The organism is Gilliamella sp. Pra-s52, from assembly GCF_009795805.1.
Classification (GTDB): domain Bacteria; phylum Pseudomonadota; class Gammaproteobacteria; order Enterobacterales; family Orbaceae; genus Gilliamella.
The window spans coordinates 1-691 of record NZ_WTEY01000044.1 but is presented as its reverse complement, the minus strand read 5'-3'; the positions used below and the strand labels follow the sequence as shown (position 1 = coordinate 691).

The following is a 691-nucleotide window of genomic DNA, read 5'->3' as shown; positions in this document are numbered from 1 at the left end:
CTTATTTTTATTTATTCGGTATCGGCGTTGAAAAAGATGAAAAGCAGGCCTTTGAGTTATATCAAAAAGCCGCTAAACAAAACTGTGCCCCAGCGCTTAAAACACTGGCCTTTATGTATATGCAAGGTCTTGGCACTGAGCAAGATATACCTAAAGGTTTTGACACTTTGGTGCAGGCTTTTCGTGTTATGCCAGATAATAATCTAGAAGATGTTATCTGGCGTATTGAAACTAACGAAAATTATAAAAAATACTCACTTAAAGCTAAAATTGAAGATTATAAAAAATCACGCCGACAAAAATTTCTAATAACGGATTCCAGTGATGAAGATTATATTGCTGAAAAGTTTAAATTTTTTAATAATATTTACCGACTGTATTTTAGGAATGGGATTGGATCAATGTATAGTTGGCAACGACCAACTTGGTCAATTGTATTAGGTGAAACAGTGGGTGAAATTACACCATTAAAAGAACAATACCTAATAAAAGATTCTATACAAGGTTATTACCAAACCATGACTTATTTAAGCTATTATTATAAAGGTGAAGCACAAGATATTGCAAAAGCCCAACTTTGGCGTAAATATGCCATTACTATGGGAGAGCTACCATTTGAAAATTACTGGCCAGGTTATCCTCCACTTGAAGAATAAGGGCACCTAAGTGCCATTTTTCTTTTAATGTTATG

1 protein-coding gene is annotated in these 691 nt (G+C 33.9%); it reads left to right on the top strand.

Going from position 1 to position 691, the window contains the following annotated elements; translation table 11 throughout:
• The coding region (locus tag GQ594_RS11865) for a tetratricopeptide repeat protein (protein WP_160413188.1) at nucleotides 1-656 on the top strand (656 nt) is incomplete at its 5' end.
• Nucleotides 657-691 lie beyond the last annotated feature (35 nt).